General features: G+C 33.3%; 17 protein-coding genes. 8 read left to right on the forward strand and 9 right to left on the reverse strand.

From position 1 onward, the window contains the following. The first annotated feature begins 53 nt into the window (after positions 1–53). Both ACJJV4_RS18555 and ACJJV4_RS18560 read left to right on the forward strand, forming a co-directional pair. Entirely contained in the window at positions 54–2429 is a 2376-nt protein-coding gene (locus ACJJV4_RS18555; RefSeq protein ID WP_405296893.1) for an ATP-dependent helicase, read from the forward strand. Between the two features lie 145 nt (positions 2430–2574). Beyond that, entirely contained in the window at positions 2575–3243 is a 669-nt protein-coding gene (locus tag ACJJV4_RS18560; protein WP_405296894.1) for a hypothetical protein, read from the forward strand. A 61-nt stretch (positions 3244–3304) separates the two neighbouring features. On the opposite strand, the gene ACJJV4_RS18565 is transcribed toward ACJJV4_RS18560, so the two are convergent. Continuing rightward, a complete protein-coding gene (locus ACJJV4_RS18565; protein WP_405296895.1) occupies positions 3305–4174 on the reverse strand; it encodes an alpha/beta hydrolase fold domain-containing protein in 870 nt (289 codons plus the stop codon). A 110-nt stretch (positions 4175–4284) separates the two neighbouring features. Between ACJJV4_RS18565 and ACJJV4_RS18570 the strand changes: the two genes are divergently transcribed. After that, positions 4285–4905: an L-threonylcarbamoyladenylate synthase gene (locus ACJJV4_RS18570; RefSeq protein ID WP_405296896.1), complete on the forward strand. Its 621-nt coding sequence runs from the start codon at positions 4285–4287 to the stop codon at positions 4903–4905. A 6-nt stretch (positions 4906–4911) separates the two neighbouring features. Here the strand turns inward: ACJJV4_RS18570 and ACJJV4_RS18575 are convergent, their stop codons facing one another. The 5 genes from ACJJV4_RS18575 to ACJJV4_RS18595 all read right to left on the reverse strand — a co-directional run bounded on the left by ACJJV4_RS18575 (position 4912) and on the right by ACJJV4_RS18595 (position 9983). Next, entirely contained in the window at positions 4912–6198 is a 1287-nt protein-coding gene (locus ACJJV4_RS18575) for an APC family permease (RefSeq protein WP_405296897.1), read from the reverse strand. A 37-nt stretch (positions 6199–6235) separates the two neighbouring features. Then, positions 6236–7087 (reverse strand): alpha/beta fold hydrolase, encoded by an 852-nt coding sequence (locus tag ACJJV4_RS18580; RefSeq protein ID WP_405296898.1) that lies wholly within the window; start codon positions 7085–7087, stop codon positions 6236–6238. A 441-nt stretch (positions 7088–7528) separates the two neighbouring features. Then, positions 7529–8368, reverse strand: coding sequence for a flagellar motor protein MotB (locus tag ACJJV4_RS18585; protein ID WP_405296899.1), 840 nt, complete (start codon positions 8366–8368; stop codon positions 7529–7531). A gap of 107 nt (positions 8369–8475) precedes the next feature. After that, positions 8476–9462 (reverse strand): glycosyltransferase family 2 protein, encoded by a 987-nt coding sequence (locus ACJJV4_RS18590; RefSeq protein WP_405296900.1) that lies wholly within the window; start codon positions 9460–9462, stop codon positions 8476–8478. 62 nt (positions 9463–9524) lie between these two features. After that, complete coding sequence (locus ACJJV4_RS18595) at positions 9525–9983, reverse strand: type I restriction enzyme HsdR N-terminal domain-containing protein (RefSeq protein WP_405297067.1); 459 nt, start codon at positions 9981–9983, stop codon at positions 9525–9527. Positions 9984–10085: 102 nt separating this feature from the next. Here ACJJV4_RS18595 and holA point away from each other — a divergent pair, with 102 nt between their 5' ends. Beyond that, a complete protein-coding gene (holA, locus tag ACJJV4_RS18600) occupies positions 10086–11090 on the forward strand; it encodes a DNA polymerase III subunit delta (RefSeq protein ID WP_405296901.1) in 1005 nt (334 codons plus the stop codon). Position 11091: 1 nt separating this feature from the next. Here the strand turns inward: holA and ACJJV4_RS18605 are convergent, their stop codons facing one another. Further along, entirely contained in the window at positions 11092–11526 is a 435-nt protein-coding gene (locus tag ACJJV4_RS18605; protein WP_405296902.1) for a DUF1801 domain-containing protein, read from the reverse strand. A gap of 68 nt (positions 11527–11594) precedes the next feature. Between ACJJV4_RS18605 and ACJJV4_RS18610 the strand changes: the two genes are divergently transcribed. Continuing rightward, positions 11595–12260, forward strand: a complete 666-nt coding sequence (locus ACJJV4_RS18610; protein ID WP_405296903.1) for a uracil-DNA glycosylase — start codon at positions 11595–11597, stop codon at positions 12258–12260. Between the two features lie 58 nt (positions 12261–12318). Here ACJJV4_RS18610 and ACJJV4_RS18615 read toward each other — a convergent pair whose 3' ends face one another. Continuing rightward, entirely contained in the window at positions 12319–12495 is a 177-nt protein-coding gene (locus ACJJV4_RS18615; protein WP_405296904.1) for a hypothetical protein, read from the reverse strand. Positions 12496–12672: 177 nt separating this feature from the next. Beyond that, the gene (locus tag ACJJV4_RS18620) at positions 12673–13788 is read right to left on the reverse strand and encodes a C1 family peptidase (RefSeq protein ID WP_405296905.1); all 1116 of its coding nucleotides are present in this window, start codon (positions 13786–13788) and stop codon (positions 12673–12675) included. Positions 13789–13842: 54 nt separating this feature from the next. Between ACJJV4_RS18620 and ACJJV4_RS18625 the strand changes: the two genes are divergently transcribed. From ACJJV4_RS18625 to ACJJV4_RS18635, 3 genes are read left to right on the forward strand one after another with little or no spacing between them, the layout of a single operon-like run. Then, positions 13843–14682, forward strand: coding sequence for a 1,4-dihydroxy-2-naphthoyl-CoA synthase (locus ACJJV4_RS18625; protein ID WP_405296906.1), 840 nt, complete (start codon positions 13843–13845; stop codon positions 14680–14682). After that, complete coding sequence (gene menA / locus ACJJV4_RS18630; protein ID WP_405296907.1) at positions 14683–15585, forward strand: 1,4-dihydroxy-2-naphthoate octaprenyltransferase; 903 nt, start codon at positions 14683–14685, stop codon at positions 15583–15585. A 42-nt stretch (positions 15586–15627) separates the two neighbouring features. After that, complete coding sequence (locus ACJJV4_RS18635; RefSeq protein WP_405296908.1) at positions 15628–16305, forward strand: metal-dependent hydrolase; 678 nt, start codon at positions 15628–15630, stop codon at positions 16303–16305. Positions 16306–16520: the final 215 nt, after the last annotated feature.

Below are 16520 nucleotides of genomic sequence, written 5' to 3' on the forward strand. Positions count from 1 at the left end.
GCCTTAGAAAATGCCGAACAATGGTTAATTTCACGCTTTAAAATGAATAGGATTTGAAAAAGGATTTAGAGAGGGAATTACAGGAGCAATTAAGCAAATTAAACGAAGCTCAATTAGCGCCAACCATACAGAAAGATGGCCCTATGATAGTTATTGCCGGCGCAGGTTCGGGAAAAACAAGAGTGCTTACTTTTCGTATAGCATATTTAATGAGCCAAGGTATTGATGCCTTCAATATATTATCATTAACATTTACCAATAAGGCCGCTAAAGAAATGAAAGAGCGTATTGCCACAATTGTTGGTAATAGCGAGGCAAAAAACTTATGGATGGGAACCTTTCACTCCGTATTTGCTAAAATTTTACGCATAGAAGCCGATAAATTAGGATATCCATCTAATTTTACTATTTATGATACACAAGATTCCGACAGGTTGATTTCTTCTATTATCAGAGAAATGGGTCTCGATAAGGATCTTTATAAATACAAACAAGTACGTTCTAGAATTTCATCATACAAAAATAGTTTAATTACGGTTCGCGCTTATTTTCAGAATCCAGAATTGAAAGAGGCCGATGCTATGGCACGCCGACCAAGAATGGGAGATATTTACAAGGAGTTTGTAGATAGATGCTTTAAAGCTGGTGCGATGGATTTTGATGATTTACTATTGAAAACCAACGAGCTTTTAACCCGCTTTCCGGAAGTATTAGCAAAATACCAAAACCGCTTTAGGTATATTTTGGTTGATGAGTATCAGGATACAAACCATTCTCAGTATTTAATTGTGAGAGCTTTATCTGATAAGTTTCAAAATATTTGCGTGGTAGGAGATGATGCGCAGAGTATTTATGCCTTCCGTGGTGCAAATATTAGTAACATTTTAAACTTCCAAAAAGATTATGATGATGTTAAGGAGTTTAGATTAGAACAAAACTACAGATCAACTAAAAATATTGTAAACGCAGCAAACTCTATTATAGATAAAAATGAAACCAAACTTGAAAAGGTAGTTTGGACGGCAAATGATGAAGGGCCTTTAATAAAAGTAAATCGATCGTTAACTGATGGTGACGAAGGGCGTTATGTAGCAAGTACCATTTGGGAAACTAAAATGAACGACCAGCTACCAAATAGTGATTTTGCTATTTTATATCGTACCAATGCGCAATCGCGTTCTATTGAGGATGCTTTAAGAAAGCGTGATATTCCTTACCGAATTTATGGAGGTTTATCGTTTTACCAAAGGAAAGAGATTAAAGATGTTTTAGCTTATTTAAGGTTAATTATTAATCCGGCAGATGAAGAAGCTTTAAAACGGATTATAAATTTCCCAGGTCGAGGTATTGGTCAAACTACTGTAGACAAGTTGATTGTAGCGGCCAATGGTTACAAGCGTTCTATTTTTGAGGTCATGAAAAACATCGATAAAACAGATGTTAAAATTAATGCTGGTACTAAAACGAAGCTTAAGAATTTTGTTACTTTAATGGAAACCTTTCAGGTGCTTAACGAAACGGCAGATGTTTTTGAATTAGCCGAATACGTTACTAGAACCGCAGGTATTATTACCGAATATAAAAAGGATAACACTCCCGAAGGTGTTGTTAAAATAGAAAATATAGAGGAACTTATCAATGGTATGAAAGACTTTGTGGAAGGCCAAAAAGAAATAGCCGATACCACAGGGAATTTAGCTGAGTTTCTAGAAGATGTAGCCTTGTCTACAGATATGGACAATGATAAAGGTGATGCCGATCATGTCGCTTTAATGACGATTCACTTAGCGAAAGGTTTAGAGTTTCAGCATGTTTTTATTGTTGGTTTAGAGGAAGATTTATTCCCGAGTGCCATGAGTATGAACACGCGTAGCGAACTTGAAGAGGAACGCCGTTTGTTTTACGTAGCATTAACACGTGCCGAAAAACAAGCATATTTAACTTATGCTTTGTCCCGTTACCGTTGGGGTAAATTAGTAGATTCTGAACCTAGTCGTTTTATTGAGGAAATAGACGAGAAGTACCTAGATATAGTTACACCAATAGAAGAGCGCCGTTTTAACCCGATGCTAGATTCTAATATATTTGGTGATGTTGTAGACAATAAACCCTCAAGCGCAGGGAAAATAAGATTTAAGCCTGCTAAACAAGCCGTACTTAAAAAAGGAGGGGTATCAAAATCTGCTCCCGAGAAGTTTCAGGTTACTACACCAAAAAACTTAAAACCTGTTGCTAAAACAACAAACAATACCAATTTGTTTGATAGTAAATTAGCCGTTGGAAATATTGTAAAACACATCCGTTTTGGTACAGGTGAAGTCATGAAAATTGAAGGAACTGGTGCCGATATTAAGGCTGAAATCAGTTTTCAGCATGGAGGTTCTAAAAAATTACTACTGCGTTTTGCAAAGCTAGAAGTTATAGGTTAATCACTGAGTTTAATAATAAAAAAAACAAGCCTTTTGAGTTTTCTTAAAAGGCTTGTTCTTTATTTATGCGTTAAAATTTTCCCAATAGCGAAAGTTATTTTATTATTTCGCATCTAAACTTAAAACAATAGAAAAACAAATAGATATGAGAACTCTTTTAGTATTATTATGCATGTTAACCTTTAGTTTTATTTATGCGCAACCAGGTGGTGGCGGACAAGGTGGCCCTCCAGGTGGAGGTAGAAGTATGAGTAGTAGCCAAGAACGTCCAAAAATGGTAGAGTTTAATGCAGCTAATGTAGCAGGTATTTTTAATTATGATGATGATGCCGCTATTAAGAAAATTAAAATCAAGAAAAAGGATAAAGACTTAACGTTAAAGGTGCGTAAAGCCATTGAAAAATATAACATTCATGTTAATGAAATAGCACTTTTAAATAAGGATAATTTTGACACCCTAAATGTGTATGTAAATGCACAAATGAAAGCTCTTCAGTCTAGTCGTCAAAATAGTCAAATAGGTGGTGGTAGCAGTGTAAATAGAGGTGATGATTCCGATAGTCCAATGAAAGCTTCACGCGAATTGGTTAAACAAAAAATTGATCCTGCTAAACGAGAAGTTAAAATAGCCGAAACAAAGTTGAATGCTAATTTAGAGTCTATGTTAAGTGAAAAGCAATACGGAAAATGGATTAAATATCAAGAGAAATTAAAATCAGACCTTAACCCAAAACAAGAAACTCGCCAAAATAATAATTCTGGAATGTCTCGTGGAGGTGGACAAGGTGGCCCTCCTGGTGGAGGCATGCGTTAATAATATTAGTGAAGAAAAAAAAGGCTAAAATTCAAATCTTGAATTTTAGCCTTTTTTTTCTTTATAGGTTTTCGATAGTAAAAGCCTTTAATTTTATCCATGTATCTACGAATTCTAATCCTGTCCAGCCGTGTCCAGCTTCGGGGTAAAGTGTGTATTCGTGAGTTACACTTAGTTTAGATAGTTTTTCGTTTAAATCGGCGCCTTGGCTAATTGGAATTAAAGGGTCTTGACCGCCATAAAATAAAATAGTTGCCGGTGCATTAGCTGTTACTTGGTGAAGCGGACTGGCTTCTTCCAAATATTCATCTGTAGGGTCTTCTCCAAACAAGGTTAAAAAGACATCTAATTCACTATTTTCTTCTGCTGCAGTAATAAAATTAGGGTCGGTTAAATTTGTTGGTCCTACAATACTGCAAACCATATTTGTTTTTTGTAACGTATCAAAACTATATGCCCAAAGCAGAGCTAAATGTCCACCCGCACTGGCGCCTATAAAACCAAGTTGATCGGAGATAGAAAGCTTAGTCTCGTTTGTTTTTAAATATCTAATTACCGTGCTAATGTCATTGGTTTGCATCGGGTAAGGTTTGTTGTTGCTGTCTGCTAAACGATAGTTCATATTCGCTATAGCGACATCGGGAAAATCTTGAATTAAAAGGTCTTTTATAGCATCCATTTCTGCTTTATCACCATCAGACCAACCTCCACCATGGATTAAAATAATTACTTTAGTATTTAAAGTTCTATCTGCAGGAAGATATAAATCGAAGGTTTGATTTTCGTCATCACCATAAACAATATCCTGCTCTTCATAAGCCAAAGTGGTATCTAGAATATCGGTTGTAGCAATCGGTTCTATTTTTTCAGAACAACTTAAAGCGGTTAGTAAGACCAAGAGGTTTAGTGAGAAAAACTTAAAAAATTTCATATATATTGTTTTTAAAACTTTTTTAAATGAAGTATGTCGAACTACTCATTCATATGTAAAAAATAATATTTACTTTGTACCTATAAATATTGTAACGCAAGATAGTTATTATGGCCGAATTTTTTAGAATTTATGAGGAAAACCCAAATCCTAAACAGATTGAAAAAGCAGTTGCTATTTTAAAACGAGGCGGTCTTATAATCTATCCAACCGATACCGTTTATGGTTTGGGTTGTGATATTACTAACGTAAAAGCTTTAGAGAAAATTGCACGTATAAAAGGTGTAAAACTTGAAAAATCCAATTTTTCATTTGTTTGCCACGATTTAAGTAATTTAAGCGATTACGTTAAGCAAATTGATACTTCAGTTTTTAAAATACTTAAGCGTGCACTTCCAGGGCCTTATACTTTTATTTTACCAGGTTCTAAAAATTTACCTAATCCGTTTAAAAAGAGAAAAACAGTTGGTATTCGTGTGCCAGATAATGCTATTGCTTTAGATATTGTGAAGCTTTTAGGTAATCCAATTATATCGACGTCTATACATGATGAAGATTCAGTTTTAGAATACACCACAGATCCAGAACTTATTCTTGAAAAATGGGATAATTTGGTCGATTTGGTTATCGATGGTGGTTATGGTGATAATGAAGCGTCTACAGTTATAGACCTTTCTGAGGGCGAGCCTGTTATTATCCGTGAAGGTAAGGGGAGTTTAGATATTTTTTAAATAGCGTTATATGTTTTTTGAGAGTGTTTTTTTATAACCCCATTCTAGAATAAAACAAAATAGTATAATGCTAACAGCAATAATAACCCCATTTTTGTTTTGTGGGTATTGTTGAATTATTAGTGTAAAGAATGCTAAAAAGCATAGGACACTTGCTAGTAGGTGAATCCATTTTTTTGATTCTAACTCTTTATGTTTTCTATATCCAATGTAATTTACAATTGCAAAAATTAATAAAAAGCCAACGCTTCCAGCTGTTGAGATGCTTTGTAAATTAAATAGGTTTACTAACGTAATAGATAGTAAGGCCGTAATAAGTATTCCTATGGGTTTACCCCATAGCTGATGGCAAAAATATTTAGGAAGTTCTTGGTCTTCGGCGATGTCGTAATTTACTCGTCCGCTACCCAAAACCGTAGCGTTTATTGCCGAAAAGGTTGAGATTAAAGCTGTAATAGTTATAATTTTAAATCCTAAACTTCCCAATGTTGGTTCTGCTGCTTTGGCTAAAACATAATCTTGAGCATCTGCTATTTGTGTAAACGGTAAAGCGCCAACTGTAACTATGGCAATTAATACGTAAAGTACTACCACGAAGCCAACAGCACCAAAATAAGCTTTCTCGGTATTTTTTTCTTTGTTTTCTAAATCGGCTATAGAATTAGCTATAAGTTCAAACCCTTCATAAGCTACAAATATTACCATTCCACCAGATAATAGTAGAATAGGGTTTTTCCAGTTTTTTGGAGATAATTGGTCTAAGTTTTCGGGTTGTGTATATAGTCCGTAAAAGCCGACACCAATAAAAGTAATAAGTATGATGAGTTTTATAACAACAGCAACCGATTCTATATTACTGACTAGTTTTACACTCATGTAATTAATTAGTAAGGCTAACACAATAATACATGTTTGAAAAATATGAACATCGATATTTTTAGTGTCTGTGAGCGAAAACATTTCGGCAGCATAAGAGCCAAAAGCTGATGAATAAAGTGCTAGCATAACAATGTAGCTTATCCATAATAAGTTGTTAATACCACCAGCAAAAACACCATTACCATATTGTTGATGAATAAATTTTACCGTACCTCCGTTTTCAGGAAATTTTTTTGAAAGCTTAGCGTAGGAGTATGCCGTTAACAAGGCAATGAGTCCTGCAAATAGAAACGCAATGGGTGTGCCACCTTTTGCTAAAGAAACGGCAAGACCAAGCACAGCGAAAATACCACCGCCAACCATACCGCCAATGCCGATGGATATAGCGTCTTTTAATCCTATTTTTTTATTCATTGTTTAGTTATGGGTTTGTTTAATATTTGCTTTGCAATTATTCTTTAATTGTATAGTCAAACTTTTCGGTTAAAAACCTGTTTGCTATTTCGTTAAAAATTTTTGGATTGTTTAAAGGAGCTCCATGGTTAAGCCCAGGCATAATACAAAGTTGACCTTTAGGTAGGTTATTAAATATTTCAACAGCGTGTTCATTTTTAATAATATCTCTATCGCCTACCATTATTAATACAGATGCTGTTATTTTTTTTAAGTCTGAATGGCTAATATTCGGTTGATTGAGTAATAGTCCGTGCAGCTGAAGTTCCAAGTTCCAATCTCGCGAAGTATCTCCTTTAGCTCGCATTTCACGTGCTTTCGATTGGTGTTTTTTCACATTTTCTGGAGCCCAACTTTTAACAGCAGTGGTGTCTGGGCGTAAATTTGCGCCCATGGCAATTATTTTATTTATTTTTATGTTTTTTCTAATACCCATTTTTAACCCAATTATACCACCATCACTCCATCCAAGAATATTAATGGAATCTAATTTTAGATAGTTTACTAGTCCTTCCCAATCCTTTGTTATTTGATCGTAAGTCAAAGAATCTGTTTTTAATTCTGATTTACCTTGACCTCTGCTGTCGGCTACAATAACCCTATATTTATTTTTAAAATAATGAATTTGATTTTGCATCGATTTAATATTTCCTCCGCATCCATGTATTAATAGTAATGGATCTCCTTTTCCATATTCTTCAAAATATATTTGTGCTCCATTTAATTTTACATATTTACCAATGGAATCATTATTTCCATATGATGTATGAATTTTGTGTTGAGCATTCAAACAGCTAAATTGAAATAACAAGCATAGGAATATGATATGATGAATTATTGTGTTTTTCATGTGGTTTTCTTAATAGTATTTCTTCATCTGTAAAAGCTAGAAAATTATCACTAGAAACCTGGTTCTGTGCATCAGGAAAATTCCGAGTCCTTTTTTTGTTAAATAAATGAAATTGAAAATAATGAGCAAAACTTCTAATTGGTATCTTCAATATTTTACTTTGTATACAACCAAATATTTTGTAAGAACATAGTAAAAATACAATTCTTAAAGCAAATGATATTCATTAACATGTAATAATAACACCTTAAAAGGATGGCTTAGTTAACTAAACCTTTTCCTTCAGCCCTGCGTTAAGGATTGCAGTGAAAATCCCGCAGAGAGGTACGAACGAGGAATTGTAACGTAAAGCCTGACCCGATAGGGGAACGCCTTAAAAAAAATAGCATAAAAAAAGCCCAACTTTACAGTCGGGCTTTTAAATATATTATAAGAAACTTATTATTTTCCTCCAGCTTCTAAGTTCTTCATTTCTTTTTCAATCATATCATAAAATTGATCGATTTTAGGAAGAACAACAACACGTGTACGTCTATTTTTTGCTCTATTTTCAGCAGTATCGTTATCTACTAATGGTACGTAAGAACTACGTCCTGCAGCGATTAACTGTCCTGGGTTAACACCTAAGTCTTGTAATACACGGATGATTGATGTAGAACGTTTTACACTTAAATCCCAGTTATCTAAAAGCACACCTTTTTGGTAAGATTGGCTATCGGTATGACCTTCGATCATAGCTTCGAAATCTGGTTTGCTGTTAATTACTTTTGCAACTTTAGCTAATACTTCTTTAGCTCTAGTAGTGACATTGTAGCTTCCGCTTTGAAATAATAATTTATCGGCTATAGAGATAAATACCACTCCTTTTTCTACGTTTACTTCAATATCTGGATCGTTAATACCAACTTCACGTTTTAAACTTGTTACTAAAGCTAGTGTTACACTATCTTTTTTAGTAAGAGCATCTTGTAAACGTGTAATTTTAAGCTCTTTTTCTTTAATGCTTTCTAACGTTTTTTCGATGCTACTTGCTCCTTTTGCAGATAATACTTGAAGGTTATCATTATTTTTACGTAAATCGTTTACTTGCGATTCTAATACGCTTGCTTTTGCTGTTGCAGCGGCACGATCTTCTAAACAAGAGTTTAATTTTACGGTTGCTGAATTAAGTAAGTCTTGAGTTTCTTTTTGTTTAGCTTCAAGATCTGTAAATTGTTTTTTAGTAACACATGAACTTAAAAGTAACATGGCTGATAGACTAAGTAATAAAACTTTTTTCATAAGTTGTTTTATAATTTTGGATTAAAAAATGTTCTTTCTATAATTAACAAAAGTATATAAAAATAGGTTGATAGCAGAGTTATTAACAAAACTTTTACTTATTCTCTTTAACTTTTGTAATACATGTTCTTATTTACGAAATAATCGATAACTACAGATGTTTTGTTGTAGTAAATAATTTTGTTTTTTGTGGCCTTACGTTGTTTTAATAGGCGACTTAAATTGTAGTAATAATTAAAGTGCGCTTTTAGTATGGAGAATGTATGTTTGGGTTTTAATTCGACTAGAAACTTAATTGCTGCAATACCGTCCAAAACTAAACGAACAAAAATAATAGCTAATATATTGCCTTTTGCATTTTTAGTCACCATAAATAGGCTGTTTCTAAAATTGAGATAGGTTTTTTTTGGGTTTATGGCATTTAGTGTTGCGCCACCAACGTGATAAACGGAAGATTTACCTACATATTTTATTGGATAACCTTGGTTTTTTGCGCGCCAACATAGGTCTATTTCTTCCATGTGTGCGAAGAAATGCGCATCGAAACCATCGAGTTTTTTAAATACTTCACTTTTTATAAAGAGGCAGGCACCGGTAGCCCAGAAAATTTCGGTGGTGTCGTTGTATTGTCCGTTATCTTTTTCTATGGTATCAAAAATACGGCCTCTACAATAGGGATAGCCATATTTGTCTATAAAACCGCCTGCAGCTCCGGCATATTCAAAAAAGGCTTTATTTTTATAGTCTAATATTTTTGGTTGAATTATTGCTGTATGTGGGTAAGTATGGAAGGTTTCTACTATAGGAGTTAACCAATTTTCTGTAACTTCTACATCGCTGTTTAATAAGCAAAACACATCGGCTATTACATGTTGTAAAGCATCGTTATAACCTTTTGCGTAACCGCCATTTTCATTATTTTGAATAATTTTAATAGTTGGGTAATGTGTTTTTATAAATGTAATAGAATCATCTGTTGATGCATTGTCGGCCACATAAATATCGGCTTCTTTAGAATGCGCAATAACCGAAGGTAAAAATTGCTTTAAAAGCTGTGTTCCGTTCCAATTTAGTATAACAATGGCGAGTTTCAAAAGCTGTTTTATTTATATGTTAAAAAGTAATTTGTTTTATTCTGAACATTTTAAGAGACTGATTATTGCGATTGAGCGCTATATTCTGGAATGTCTTTTAAAAACTGATACCGTTCATTTTCGAAATCCATTTGACAATAATAATGATTTAATCCGTTAGTTACCATTAAATAAGTTGCGTTTAATGCAGTATTGTAGCGCGCAATTTGGTCGAATGTGGTTTGGTTAATATTTATTTTGGGAGCTTTACATTCAACAATTAAATGTATGGTGCCGTTTGGGTTAAAAATAACAATATCATATCGTTTTTTTAAATCGTTAATAGTGAGTTCTTTTTCAACGTTAATTAGAGATATAGGATATTTTTTAAACTCCATTAAATAGAGCACACAATGTTGTCTTACCCATTCTTCGGGTTGTAAAATCACAAATTTTTTGCGAATGCAATCGAATATAGATACTTTATTTTCGCTATTTTTGAAACGAAATGAAAACTCAGGAAAATTTAATTTTTGTAACACTGAAATTTTAAATTTTTTCAAAGTTAAGCAATTAATCAAGTTTTAAAGACTGCAATTGTTTTTAGGAATTTGAAATTTATAAAATAGGAATTTATACTAGATTTGGACGAAGTAAAGCAAATAGTAACCGATATAAAAAATAAGAACTTAAAACCTATTTACTTTTTAATGGGTGAGGAGCCTTACTATATTGATAAAATTTCTGATTTTATTGAAAGCTCTGTTTTAGATGAAGCCGAACGTGGCTTTAATCAAATGGTGTTGTATGGTCGTGATGTGACCATAGATGATATTGTTGGCCATGCTAAACGTTACCCAATGATGGCAGAACACCAAGTAGTGATTGTAAAAGAAGCTCAAGATTTAGCTCGAAGTATAGAGAAATTGGCCGCATATGCCGAAAATCCGCAGCCAACAACTGTTTTAGTATTTAATTATAAGTACAAAAAAATTGATAAGCGTAAAGCACTTTATAAAACGCTTAAAAAAAAGGCTGTTATTTTTGAAAGTAAAAAACTCTATGACAATCAAGTTGCCGATTGGATAAGACGTGTTCTAGCGCCTCAAAAGTATGAAATAACACCGAAGGCTGCGCAAATGCTTGTAGAGTTTTTAGGAACAGATTTAAGTAAAATAAATAATGAGTTAGAAAAGCTTCAAATTATTTTACCACAAGGCACTCAAATTACTCCAGAACATATTGAGGAAAATATTGGTATTAGTAAAGATTACAATAATTTTGAGTTGAGAAAAGCCGTAGGTGAACGCAATACGGTTAAAGCGTTTAAAATTGTGCATTATTTTGGAGATAATCCAAAAGATAACCCAATGGTAGTTACAGTATCGTTATTGTTTGCGTTTTTCTCGCAACTATTAACGTTCCATGGGTTAAGTGATAAGTCGCCAAGGAGCGTCGCATCTGCGTTGCGTGTTAATCCGTATTTTGTGAACGATTATATTACGGCAGCCAGAAATTTCCCGATGAGAAAGGTGAGTGGCGTGGTGGCTACATTAAGAGAATTTGATGTAAAAAGTAAAGGTGTTGGTTCTAATTCTGTTCCGCAAGGTGATTTGCTAAAGGAACTTTTAGTGCGCATTTTTAGTTAAATTATAATCCTAAAAAAGGTAATTGTTTAACTTTGTGATAGGTTAAAGCTACTGCAATACATTGTTTTAACTCGTTTTCGGGTATGGTATCATTAAGTTGAAAAATAATAGCACGATGGCCTTCGAACTCAAAACTATCTTTGAACACGATTTTGAATGTTTCAACAAGTTTGCTCGTGCATTTAAAATACATGGCGTATTGGTCTGGTTTCTTAGGTTTCCAATCTATTCTAAGGGTACTTCCGTTTTTTGCTAAATAACTAGGCTCTCCCCATTTTAAGGTTTCTTCAAGTGTGTTGATACTTTCAATGTTGTTCGCAACTTCTAGAATTAGAGATCTAAGATAAAATATTTTGCTTTTAACAAAATCCGGATAGGCGTGGAACACTTGCTCCACCCTCGAATCTATTTTTATATCTAACGAGTTAAGCGACATTTTTATCTTCTTAAATTATAATTACAATAAAGATAGTGTTAATTTAGTTTCTTAATAAAATTTTATAAATGAATTTAGATATTCACAAAAGTTGGAAACCATATTTAGAACAAGAGTTCAAAAAGGATTATTTTAAAAAGTTAACAACATTTGTTCTGAAAGAATATAAAGAATCGGTCTGTTTTCCTCCAGAAGATGCTATTTTTAATGCTTTCAATTATTGTCATTTTAATGATGTAAAGGTGGTTATTATAGGTCAAGATCCTTATCACGATTATGGCCAAGCTAATGGTTTGTGCTTTTCTGTTGCCGATGGCGTAAAGCATCCGCCGTCATTAATAAATATTTTTAAGGAAATTGAAACAGATTTGCGTATTCCATATCCGGAAAGTGGTAATTTAGAGCATTGGGCAAAGCAAGGTGTTTTACTTCTAAATGCTACATTAACGGTTAGAGCCCATGAAGCAGGAAGTCATCAGAAACAAGGGTGGGAAACCTTTACCGATGCCGTAATTAAAACGGTAAGTCATGAAAAGGAAGATGTTATATTCTTACTTTGGGGAGGTTTCGCAAAAAAGAAGGTGAAATTAATAAATGAGAAAAAGCATTTAGTTTTAACTAGTGGACACCCATCTCCTTTATCTGCAAACAGAGGGTATTGGTTTGGTAATCAGCATTTTTCAAAAGTCAACGAAGCACTAAAAGCCTTTGGAGAAAAAAGGCTAGATTGGTAAAAATAAAAAGGGAAAATTAATACATCGCGCTTTGCAAAAAGCGCGGAAAACATTGCTATTAGCTACCTGTTGGTGCAAGTCTTTCGTGCATAGTATCTAACTCTAAATACGGTGCCAAAATAACTGGTTGTTTATTTACTTTTTTAGTCTTAACTGTTTTGTTACAGCTAAATTTTAAAAGCAATAAATTAACGAATACAAGTAGGGTAAATGTAAGAGTAATTGTTAAAATCATATTAATCTGGGTTTAAACGCATTGTAATGTACGAATTATCTTTGTGATTAACAAATTGTACACGTTCCGCTTTTATATGTGACAAAACTAATAATTATATCAATATAACCTTACACTTTAAAATCGGGTTTTTACATTTTTGTGATATCCGCAATTTTCACCCGTATAGATTTGACGTTAATTCAAAATTTTGTGATATTTTTTATCAAGTACATTTTTATTCAATGTAATAGAAATCATTTTTAATTTGAAATATGCCTCACTCATGTATATAAAACCGTTATTAGCAACACGTTCTGAGTTTTTTCCCCATGAATTCTTCACTTTGTAATACGTGTTTCCATTTTGATCTTTTACTAATCCTGTAATATGCATTAAGTGATCGTCTGTGGTATTAAAATTTTCAAATTCTGTTTGTCGGTAAGCTTGCGTAATTTCTTTTTCTGTTACAATTTCTGTCAAGTCCTTTAAATCAACATTAGTGTCTTCTGGAATTATGGCCATACCAGGCTTTGCCGTAAAAGTACTTTCACTTACATCGCAATCCAAAGCAATAGTGTATCCTTTTTTAAGCGCGTTATTTGTAATTTTAATCATCTCTTCAATTGGGATATTGTAGAAGCTTCCGTTAGAAAAATTATCAGGAATATTTAAAATGAAACTTGAGTAAAACGGTTGGTGAGAAAATGATGTAAAGCTCACATAATCATCAGGGTTTATTTTTGTGAATTCTAAAAAGGATTGTGGAGTATATTGTACGCCTTCATAATTAAAAGTTTCAACGTTTTTTCCTAAATAAATATCTAAAACAGATTCGGTAACCTGTTTCCATTTTGGAGATAATGGTTTTTTTACGTCCTTATTATATGTGTTTAATAAACCTCTTAAAACGGTAAGCATTTCAGTATGGTTATGTCTAGTAGCATTTTCTTCAAGACCTGTAAAAGCGAAAGCTGGTACTAAACCATGGTTTTTTACACTATTTAAAACATCGTGAGCCAAGCCTCCATCACTAAATTGTGTTTTACCTTGGCGCATAATATAGTTCCATGCCTTAGTTGGGTAGGTGTTTCTCACGGTGTACATTTCAGATAAATCAATCTTTTTACCTGTAATCCTTATTATTTCACTCTCTAGAAAAGACGATGTAGAAAAACTCCAACAAGTCCCGGTATTTCCTTGGCTAATAACATCGGTAGCTTCAAGGTCTATAACTGTTTCAAATTTATACGATTGCGCATTTATAGAAAGGCAAATAAATAGTAAAACGAGTAGTGAAATATTATTTTTCATAGGTAATGAAGGGTTTTAATGAAATAAAATTTATTTTTGGCTAAAATAAAGAAAATGAGTCAAGAAAATTGGGTAACTGTTAAAGAATACACCGATATTACATATAAAAAATGTAATGGTGTTGCGCGAATTGCGTTTAATAGGCCAAATGTGAGAAATGCATTTCGCCCTAAAACAACATCAGAATTGTATGATGCCTTATATAATGCCAACGAAGATGTAAATATAGGAGTGGTATTATTATCTGCGGAAGGCCCATCGACTAAAGATGGTGTTTATTCATTTTGTAGTGGAGGCGATCAAAAAGCACGTGGACATCAAGGTTATGTTGGAGAAGATGGCTATCACCGCTTAAATATATTAGAAGTACAACGTTTAATTCGTTTTATGCCAAAAGCAGTAATTGCTGTGGTTCCGGGTTGGGCTGTTGGTGGCGGACATAGTTTACACGTGGTTTGCGATTTAACTTTAGCGAGTAAGGAACATGCTATTTTCAAACAAACCGATGCTGATGTTACTAGTTTTGATGGTGGTTACGGATCGGCTTATCTAGCCAAAATGGTAGGGCAAAAAAGAGCACGTGAAATTTTCTTTTTAGGAAGAAACTACTCGGCGAAAGAAGCTTATGATATGGGCATGGTGAATGCTGTTATTCCTCACGATGAATTAGAAAGTACAGCCTATGAGTGGGCTCAGGAAATATTAGCAAAATCACCTACATCTATTAAAATGTTAAAATTCGCAATGAATTTAACAGACGATGGTATGGTGGGGCAACAAGTGTTTGCTGGTGAAGCTACACGTTTAGCTTACATGACAGAGGAGGCTACCGAAGGTAGAAATGCCTTTTTAGAAAAACGTAAGCCTAATTTTGAAAAAAAATGGATTCCATAAATGAATAAAACAAAAGTTTGGATTTCTTCCATGCGTTTGCGCACTTTGCCTTTATCTGTTTCAGGAATTATTTTAGCCTCGTTTTTAGCAGCCTATCAAGGGGTTTTTAATTGGGTAATTTGTGTGTTCGCTATTTTGTCGACTTTAAGTTTTCAAATCCTATCAAATTTAGCAAACGATTATGGCGATGGTGTAAAAGGCACGGATAATGATGATAGAATAGGTCCAGAACGTGCCATACAAAGCGGTGTAATATCTCCAAAAGAAATGAAACGGGCCATTACATTAAACGTGGCAATTTCGGTTGTTTTAGCTTTGCTTACCGTTTATTTTGCATTTGGTAAGGCTAATATTTTACTTGCAGTTGTGTTTTTTGTACTTGGCTTAGCAGCTATAATTGCGGCTATAAAATATACTGTTGGCGGTAATGCCTATGGCTATAATGCTATGGGCGATGTTTTTGTATTTCTGTTTTTTGGCCTAGTGAGTGTTATTGGTGGTTATGTATTGTATGCAAAAACTATAGATTTTGTTGTTGTTTTACCTGCAATGGTAATAGGTTTATTAAGTACGGCGGTACTAAATTTAAATAACATGCGAGATATAGAGTCTGATACTAAATCCAACAAAATTACGCTAGCCTTAAAATTAGGAAGCCAAAAAGCTAAAACTTATCATATTGCTCTTGTGGTTTCGGCAATTTTACTATCCGTTTTATTTGGTGTGCTGTTTTATAGTTCACCTTTTAATTTCATTTTTATTATTGCTTTTATTCCTTTGTTTCTTCATCTTAAAAAAGTGAATAACACACAAAACCCAAAACATTTTGATCCTGAATTAAAAAAGCTAGCCCTTACAACAGTGCTTTTATCTATTTTGATGGGTTTGGGGCAAGTGTTGTAAATATTTAGTAAATTTAAAGTTCAATTTTATAACTTATTTCGAATGAAAATCACATTTTACGGTCACGCTTGTTTAGGTATTCAAATAGAAGATATTAATATACTTGTCGATCCTTTTATTACAGGAAATGAAAAGGCAACGAATATAGATATTAATACCTTAGAAGCCGATTATATTATGGTAACCCATGCGCATCAAGATCATATTCTGGATGTAGAAGCTATTGCTAAACGTACCAATGCTGTAATAATTTCTAATTATGAAATTGTAACGTATTATGGTAATCTTGGTTTTGAAGGTCACCCTATGAACCATGGTGGACAGTGGGATTTTGAATTCGGAAATGTAAAATATGTAAATGCTATACACACATCGTCTTTTCCTGACGGTGCTTATGGTGGTCAACCTGGTGGTTTTATTATAGAAGGTGAACATAAAAATATTTATATCGCGGGCGATACGGCTCTTACTTTTGATATGAAATTAATACCGCTCCAAACTAAGTTAGATCTTGCTATTCTTCCTATTGGAGATAATTTTACTATGGGAATTAGTGATGCTATTTTAGCTAGTGATTTTGTAGAATGTGATAAGATTTTAGGTTACCATTTTGATACTTTCGGCTATATCGAAATTGATCATGAAGCTGCTAAACGTAAGTTTTTTGAGAAGAATAAAGATTTAATGCTTTTAGAAATAGGAGAAAGTATTGAGCTTTAGGTGTTTCTTTTTAACTATTTCTTAATTTGTTATGAACCCTGATTGAATTGATTATTAATTATTTAGTCTATACTTTTTAAAGGGGCAAAAGTGATTAATTGTAATATTATACCTCAAATAATTATCATTTTTATAGTAAAAGATTGAACGAACAATCATTCTTATATTTTTATTATAATCCTTGTTTAGTTTTGATGTTCCATAAAATAAATCCT

It is taken from the genome of Algibacter sp. Ld11 (assembly GCF_045066735.1).
Lineage (GTDB): Bacteria > Bacteroidota > Bacteroidia > Flavobacteriales > Flavobacteriaceae > Algibacter.